We start from the raw sequence: 7359 nt of genomic DNA on the forward strand, positions 1-7359 counted from the left end.
CTCGCGCTGACGGTCTGCGGCGATCGGCGTGAGCGGATCGCCACCGCCGTCCTGGCCCACCACCGCACGATCCACCTGCACGCCGCCCACGTAACGCGAGGCCACCATGGCCGAGTTGCGCCACACGGCGAGCAACGCCGTCACCCCGGCTGCCGTCTCCTGGTAGGACTTGCCGTTGGCCGGCGGCTTCGAGGGCAGCGCCTTGAGCGTGCTTTGCATGATGTCGATCTGGTCCGCAGCGAAGGTCAGCGCATCGGACGTCATGTCGTAGATGTTCACGCGCGGATCGATACCGAAGCCCGGGGCGCGCATGTCGTCGGCGTCGTTACCGAAGGCGAGCGTTGGGTCCGTGGACTTGGCCAGGATCTTCTCCAGGCGGGCGCGCTCGGCGACGGGGTCCGCCAGCGCTTCGGAATAGCCGTACTCGATGATCCAGTCGTCGTAGGGGCCCGGCGCAATCGAGTAGAACAGGGTCTGCTCCTCGCGCGTCGGCGCGAAGTTCACGGCCGGGTAGTCCATCACGGATCCCGCCACCACGCCCATCGCCATCATGTCCTTGTCGCGGGCCTGGGCGGGGGTGAGCAGCTGGGTGGCCTTCATGTTGTGGTTGAAACCCAGGGTGTGGCCGAGCTCGTGCAGGATCAGGTAGTGCATGGTGTCGCGGGTGAGCTGCTGGTCGATCTCATCGTCCATGCCGTAGAGGGTCTGCGCCGCGAGGCTCGCGAACACGTTGTTCACCTCCAGGCCATGCTGGAGCGAACAGAAGTGATTGGCGAAGAAGTGTCCGCGGTTGCCGACGGGCGACGTCTCGGCCGGGGCCAGGGCCGTCGGCTCCTGGATCAGTTGCCGGGTGCGCAGGCGCCGAGACATGAAGGAGTACTCGAGCATCACATCGGCACCGATGATCTCGCCCGTGCGCGGATTGGTGAAGGACGGGCCGTAGCCGCCGAAGGGCGGATTCGGCGAGGACGTCCAGCGCAGCACGTTGTAGCGGATGTCGCCCGCATCCCAATCGGCATCGTCCGGTTGGATCTTCACCACCAAGGCATTGCGGAAGCCGATCTTCTCGAAAGACGTGTTCCAGGCCAGCGCCGCGTCGCGGATGAGGTCGCGGTACTCGGTGGGCGTGGTGTTCTCGATCCACCAGGTGATCGGTGTGACCGGCTCGCTCATGGGCGCGCCGGGCTTTTCCTTCACCAGGTTCCAGCGCGCGATGAGATCGCGGTAGGGCGCCGCGTCCATCGACGTGAGATCCGTGACTTGACCGCCGAAGTAACCGACGCGCGCGTCGTCGGCGCGGGGCTTGTAGTCGCTGTCGGGCATGGCGATGAAGCTGTGCATGACGCGGATAGCGACGTTGCGGGCATCGGTGACAGCCTGGGTACCGGCCACCAGGGGCGTTGGATTGTGGAAGGCGTAGCGCACCTCCACGTCCGTGTTCTTCGGGTAGCTGCGCAAGTTGAGGATGCGCGACCTGCCCGCGTCGAGCTTGCCAAGGCTGAAGGTCGTCTTCGGGTCCTGGCCCGGCTGCGGGGTCGGGGTCACCTGCATCAGCGCTTCGGTGGCGAAGAGCTTGTCCGCATCGATGAGGATCTCGCCGGTCTCCTCGTCCTCGGCCGCGATCTTGACCACGGCGACGATGGCTTCGGAGATGTTGGCGTCCGCGGCGCGTGCCAGGGGGCTCGCGGGATCGAAGTAGAACGAGGTGTTCTTGCGATGGATCTCGATGCTGTCGAACTGGCGCCGGAACTCGAGTATCTCACTGGAGCCGTAGGCGCCCTTGAACAGGCCCACGTCGACGATGCCGTTGGCCACCTGCACCCAGTAGATGTACTCCTGGTCGAGCTGCTCGGGGCGCAGGAGCATGCGCGTGGTGCCGGCCTTGGGATCACGGAACAGGGTGAACAGCCCGTCCAGTCGCTCGGACTTCTCCGTGATCTCGGCGATGGACTTCGCCTTTTCCTCCTTCTTCTCCTCGGCCTTCTCGCCGTCGGCCGCCGTCGCGGCCTCGGCGGCGGGCTCGGCCTTCGCCGGCGCACCCCCGCCGTCCTCGCCGTCGGCGTCAGCCGCGAAGGCGTTGAGCGATAGGAGCAGGCTGAGCAGCCCCGCGAGAAGGGTCCGAGAGAACGTTGCAGGCATAGTCGGCGCATCCGTGTTGTGTTGTAGAACATTCCATTAGACGCGATTTCGCGCGGAAAGTTGGGGCGGGATCGAAGCGAACGCCTCAGCGCACGAGCGCCGCGGCGCAACGCGGCCCTTCTTGCGATCGGATGCTACGATGCAGCGATGAAAGCCCAAGCCCCCGCCCCGACCATCACGCCCGTCTCCCTGCTCGAGGCGGCGACGCCCGTGCTGGTGCTGATCGCCTTACTCTCCGCCTCCGTGTATCTCTTCGGCTCCGACTCCTCCTACGGCGCCAACCAGATCGCCCTGCTCCTCGCGGGCGGCGTCGGCGTGATCATCGCCGTGCGCCACGGCCACACGTGGAAGGACATCGAAGCGGCGGTGATCAAGGGCATCTCCACCGCCATGGGGGCGATCCTGATCCTGCTCGCCGTGGGCGCTTTGATCGGCACCTGGATGCTCTCCGGCACCGTGCCGTCGATGATCTACTACGGCCTGAAGCTGCTGAACCCGTCGGTATTCTTCGCGGCAAGCTGCCTGATCTGCGCGGTGACGGCGCTCGCCATCGGCAGCTCCTGGACCACCGCCGGCACGGTGGGCGTGGGCTTGATCGGCGTCGCCGCAGGCCTCGGCTTATCACCGGCGATGACGGCCGGTGCGGTCATCTCAGGCGCCTACTTCGGCGACAAGATGTCGCCCCTGTCCGATACCACCAACCTGGCACCTGCCGTCGCCGGCACCGACATCTTCACTCACATCCGGCACATGACGGCGACCACCGTCCCCTCGTTGTTGATCGCCCTGGTGTTGTTCACCATCATCGGTCTCGGCCAATCCGCAGACCTCAACGACTCCCAGGCCCAGGCCACCACCGAAGCGCTGGCCAATACCTTCGATCTCTCCATCCTCACCCTGATCCCGCTGCTGGTGGTGCTGACCCTCGCCCTGCGCAAGTTCCCCGCCTTCCCAACGATCATGATAGGTGCGCTCCTCGGCGGCGTGATGGCCGTGATCCTGCAGCCGCAGCTGGTGCTGGCGCGGGCGGATGCGGAGGGGATTTCCACCGGGATGGCTTACCTCAAGGGCGTATGGGTCTCCCTCTCGAGTGGCTACGTGGCCAGCACCGGTAACGAGACGGTCGATTCCCTGCTCTCGCGCGGCGGCATGGGCAGCATGCTGAACACGATCTGGCTGATCATCACGGCGCTCACCTTCGGCTCCGTGCTGGAGCGCGGCGGCATGCTGGAGCGCCTGGTGCGATCTGCCCTGGCCGCTGCCAAATCGACCGGGGCACTGATCACCGCCGTGCTCGGCACGTGCATCGGTATCAACGTGCTGGCCGCTGACCAGTACATGGCCATGGTGCTGCCGGGCAAGATGTACCGCGCTGAGTTCGAACGCCGGGGCCTGGATCCGAAGAACCTCTCCCGCGCCGTGGAAGACTCGGGCACGCTCACCTCCGCCCTCGTGCCCTGGAACACCTGCGGCGCCTACATGGCGGGCACGCTCGGCGTGGCCACCCTCGCCTATCTGCCCTTCACCTTCTTCAACCTGATCTGCCCCTTCGTCTCGGCCATCTACGGCTACACGGGCTTCACGATCACCAAGATCGACCCATCTGAACGCGAAGGCGCCGCGGCAGACCACGAGGCGGACGCCGGCTCCCAGGCCGTCAGCACCGCCTGATGGGGAGCAGGCGAGCGCCGGCTGCCGGCCTGATGCTGGTGGCCCTCAGCGTGAGCACCCTGGCGGATCCCCTGGTGCTCGACGGCGATCCGCGCCAGGGCAGCCTGATCTTCGGCCGCACGGACCCCGGCAGCACCGCGCGCCTGCTGAGCTTCGATGCGGCCGGCGAGGAGACCGCCCGCTACGACGTCACCCTCGACGACGGCGGCCGCTTCGTCATCGGCTTCGACCGCGATCACGGCCCGCGGGCCGAGTTGCACCTCACCTCACCCTCGGGCACTGCTGCGCCGCCAATCGTGTTCGACGTCGCGCCCCACGGCTGGCGCGAGAGCGCCATCACGGTCACCGAGCGCAAGGCCAACCCCTACCTCCCCGAAGATCTCGAGAAGATCGCCGCGGACCGGGAGGTCAAACAACGCGCGCGCGCCGAGCGCAGTGAGGAGGCGATGTGGGTGACTCGCTTCGAGTGGCCCGTCGCCGGTTGCGTCTCCAGCCCCTTCGGCTCCCGCCGCATCATCAACGGCAACCCGCGACGGCCGCACTCCGGCGTCGACGTGGCCGCGCCGGACGGCATGAACCCAATGAATTACATCGGTACGGTGGTGGGTGCCCCGGCCGATGGCATCGTGCGCCTGGCCTCGCCCGGCATGTTCTTCGAGGGCGGCCTGGTGCTGATCGACCACGGGCAGTCCCTCGAGAGCGCCCTCATGCATCTGTCCTCCGTGGATGTAGCGCCCGGTACGCGCGTGCGCCAGGGCGACCCCATCGGCAAGGTGGGCATGAGCGGGCGAGTGACGGGGCCGCATCTGCACTGGTCCTTGAAGTGGCGCGATCGCCTGTTGGATGCGACGACGGTGGTGCCACCGCGCGGACGCTGCACGGACTGATCGCCTAGGGTGGTCGTTGAGTACACGCTCGTCCATGGAGCGGCACGATTCCCAGCTACTCCCCTACATCAGCGTCCACGACAGTGGCTGCTGTAGCGGCGGACGTCACCTCGAGAAAGCGCATCCCTTCACAGAGCGCCGTGACTTGGCGCCCGTCTGCCGTTACGCGGACGAGAAACGCGCTCGGATCCAGGGCGTTCGGAGCGTCACTCTGCAGGCTTCCCAGGTGCACGACCCGGGAATCAAAGGTGACGCGAGGATCGGCGCTATCGAGGGCTGAAGGCGTGCTGGCGTCGCATGGACGAACATCACTGTCGGTGAGTCCGGCAAGGATCGGCCAACCGGGGGCAGTACCATCGTCGAATGCTTGCGCATGCGCGAAGTTGGGCGCCACAAGCGCCAAGGTCACGAGGCCGAGAACGAACAGCCCAGACAGGCTCTTGACGGGATCGGGCTGAAAGCTTCGGGGCGTACGGGGGCAGTGGGTTGCTAGGGACATCGGGAACTCCTTGACCAACCTGTGGTGGATTTCCGGTGAGTCTAGGAGCGCCCGTGTTGAGGAATGCGCCGCCTGCGCAAGTAAACGTAAAGACGCGATTGAGCGGCCGCATCGATGGCCAAAGTGCCCACCGCCAGCCTGCTTCCATCGACGCGCCAGAAAGATAGCGCACAAATAACCCGGAGACCCCAGGGAATAGGCTGCAGCAACATGGACAACAGTTGGCCTTGAGGGGAGCGACCCGCCGTGTTACTCACCTCAGCATGCATTCACGCTCGCTAGGTACCCCAGCATGCTCGTGACACAGCCGCCAGGCCGCGCCGCGCGCCGCGGCGCAGGCAAGCACAGCTGTCCCTTCGAGAACGCACTGGATTGCCTCGATGCCGGCGCCCTGATGCTGAACGCCGCGGGGCGTATCACCTACGTCAACGCACGCGCCCGGAGCTTCTACGGCCTCTCCGACGATCCGAACGCCTGGACCGAGCACGCCCTCGGCGCTGAGTTGGTCACCGCCCTGCAGACGGTTCGCGAGCAGCTGAAGACCAAGCAGGAGCACGCCGTTGAGATCGCCAGGCCCAACGACGCCCACGTGAAGCTGTTCGCGGCGCGGGCCACAGACGGCGGCGTCCTGGTCACCCTCCGCGAAGCCCACCCGGCCGTCGAACCCAGCGCGATCGAAGCGGCCTACCGACGCGTGTTGGAGCGTCATGGCTTCGGCCTGTGGAGCTACGACGCGGTCGCACAGGATTTGTGGTGGTCGCCGCGCTCCTACGAGCTGATCGGCATGACCCCCGGCACGGTCAACCTCACCTGGATCCAGGATCACGTACACCCGGAGGACCAACAGGCCCTGAGCGAGGCCTTCGCGCGCGCCTACACCGAGGGCGAGTACGCCGCGACCTTTCGGGCGACCCATGAGGACGACAGCGTCAGGCACATCCTCGATCGCGGGGAAGTGGTTGCGCGCACGGAGGACGGTCGGCCCGCGCTCATCGTGGGCGTGACCGTCGACCGCACACGCCTGATCGCCCTGGAGGAAGAGGCCAACGCGCTGCACGAGCAACTCAAACACGTCTCGCAGGCTGGCGCCGCAGGACAGCTGGCCGCGGCCGTCGCCCACGACCTGAACAATGCGTTAACCGTGATTACCTGTCAGGCGAGCCTGCTGGCTGACCGTGCCCAGAGCGAGGCCACGAAATCCAATTGCGAGGCCATGCTGCAAGCCGCTGAGTATGCGAGCGACATCGCCTACCGCCTGTTGGACTTCGTGCGGGCCTCGCCACTCGCGCTCGCCCGATCTGAGCTCGGTCACTTCCTGGCAGACACGGAGCCGCTGCTGCGCTCGATCGTGCCTGAGAACATCCACTTCGCCATCGAGCCGCCGGCGAGCGAGATCTGGGCCGACATCGATCCGCGTCGCATGCAGCAAGTGCTGTGCAATCTCGTCATGAACGCGACGCAGGCCGTGCGGCCCGGCGGACGGATTCAGGTGAGCGTCGTCGGCGACCGCGAGGGCGTGCGGATTCAGGTGGAAGATGACGGCACCGGCATGGCGCCGGACACGCTCGCGCGGATCTTCGAACCGCTGTTCACCACACGCGAGACGGGCGCCGGCCTGGGCCTGGCCAGCGTTCGCACCGTGGTGGAACGACACAGCGGCGAGGTGACCGCGCGCTCGGCGCTTGGCGAAGGGTCGACCTTCGTCGTCTCGCTGCCTCGGAAGGACCCGCAGGCGCCCACGCGACAGGCGCAGAGCGCCGGAACATCGGCGCCACGCCTCGCCACGGTGTGGGTGGTGGAAGATCGGCCCATGCTGCGGCTGCTGGTCGAGGGCATCCTGCGCGGCCACGGCCACACGGTGGAGAGCTTCGGTGATCCGCGCGAGGTGCTGCAGCGACTGGATGGTGGCACCGCGCCGCCCACCTTGCTGCTCAGCGATGTCGTGATGCCGAGCATGTCAGGAGATGCCCTCAGCGAGGCGGTGCGAGAGCGTCACCCGAACGTGCGGGCTATCTACATGTCGGGCTACGCCGCGCCCCTGCTGCAGGGGCACTCCAAGATTCCCGAGGGCGCCATCAGCATTCCCAAGCCGTTTTCTCGCCAGGAGCTGGTGGACGCCGTCGAGGCAGCGTTGGCTGACGGTGAGTACCGCGAGCTAGCACC

The 7359-nt window shown here is 66.7% G+C and carries 5 protein-coding genes; 3 read left to right on the forward strand and 2 right to left on the reverse strand.

Features of this window, described 5'->3' with window-relative positions:
- Positions 1-2139: zinc-dependent metalloprotease (locus AAF184_23820; protein ID MEO0425384.1), on the reverse strand; the 2139-nt coding region annotated here is incomplete at its 3' end.
- A 147-nt stretch (positions 2140-2286) separates the two neighbouring features.
- Between AAF184_23820 and nhaC the strand changes: the two genes are divergently transcribed.
- Both nhaC and AAF184_23830 read left to right on the forward strand, forming a co-directional pair.
- A complete protein-coding gene (nhaC, locus tag AAF184_23825) occupies positions 2287-3810 on the forward strand; it encodes a Na+/H+ antiporter NhaC (GenBank protein MEO0425385.1) in 1524 nt (507 codons plus the stop codon).
- A complete protein-coding gene (locus AAF184_23830; protein MEO0425386.1) occupies positions 3810-4697 on the forward strand; it encodes a M23 family metallopeptidase in 888 nt (295 codons plus the stop codon). Before nhaC ends, AAF184_23830 begins: the two co-directional genes overlap by 1 nt.
- Before the next feature lie 55 nt (positions 4698-4752).
- Here AAF184_23830 and AAF184_23835 read toward each other — a convergent pair whose 3' ends face one another.
- Complete coding sequence (locus tag AAF184_23835; GenBank protein ID MEO0425387.1) at positions 4753-5196, reverse strand: hypothetical protein; 444 nt, start codon at positions 5194-5196, stop codon at positions 4753-4755.
- A 292-nt stretch (positions 5197-5488) separates the two neighbouring features.
- On the opposite strand from AAF184_23835, the gene AAF184_23840 reads away from it, so the two are divergent.
- Positions 5489-7359 (forward strand): ATP-binding protein (locus tag AAF184_23840; protein ID MEO0425388.1); only part of this gene is annotated, 1871 nt, incomplete at its 3' end.

The organism is Pseudomonadota bacterium (assembly GCA_039815145.1).
Taxonomy (GTDB): domain Bacteria; phylum Pseudomonadota; class Gammaproteobacteria; order Steroidobacterales; family JBCBZW01; genus JBCBZW01.

Excerpts from the sequence above, each read along its gene's own strand:
- nhaC (MEO0425385.1), top strand. The coding sequence starts at position 2,287 with ATGAAAGCCCAAGCCCCCGCCCCGACCATCACGCCCGTCTCCCTGCTC.
- AAF184_23835 (MEO0425387.1), bottom strand. The coding sequence starts at position 5,196 with ATGTCCCTAGCAACCCACTGCCCCCGTACGCCCCGAAGCTTTCAGCCC.
- AAF184_23830 (MEO0425386.1), top strand. The coding sequence starts at position 3,810 with ATGGGGAGCAGGCGAGCGCCGGCTGCCGGCCTGATGCTGGTGGCCCTC.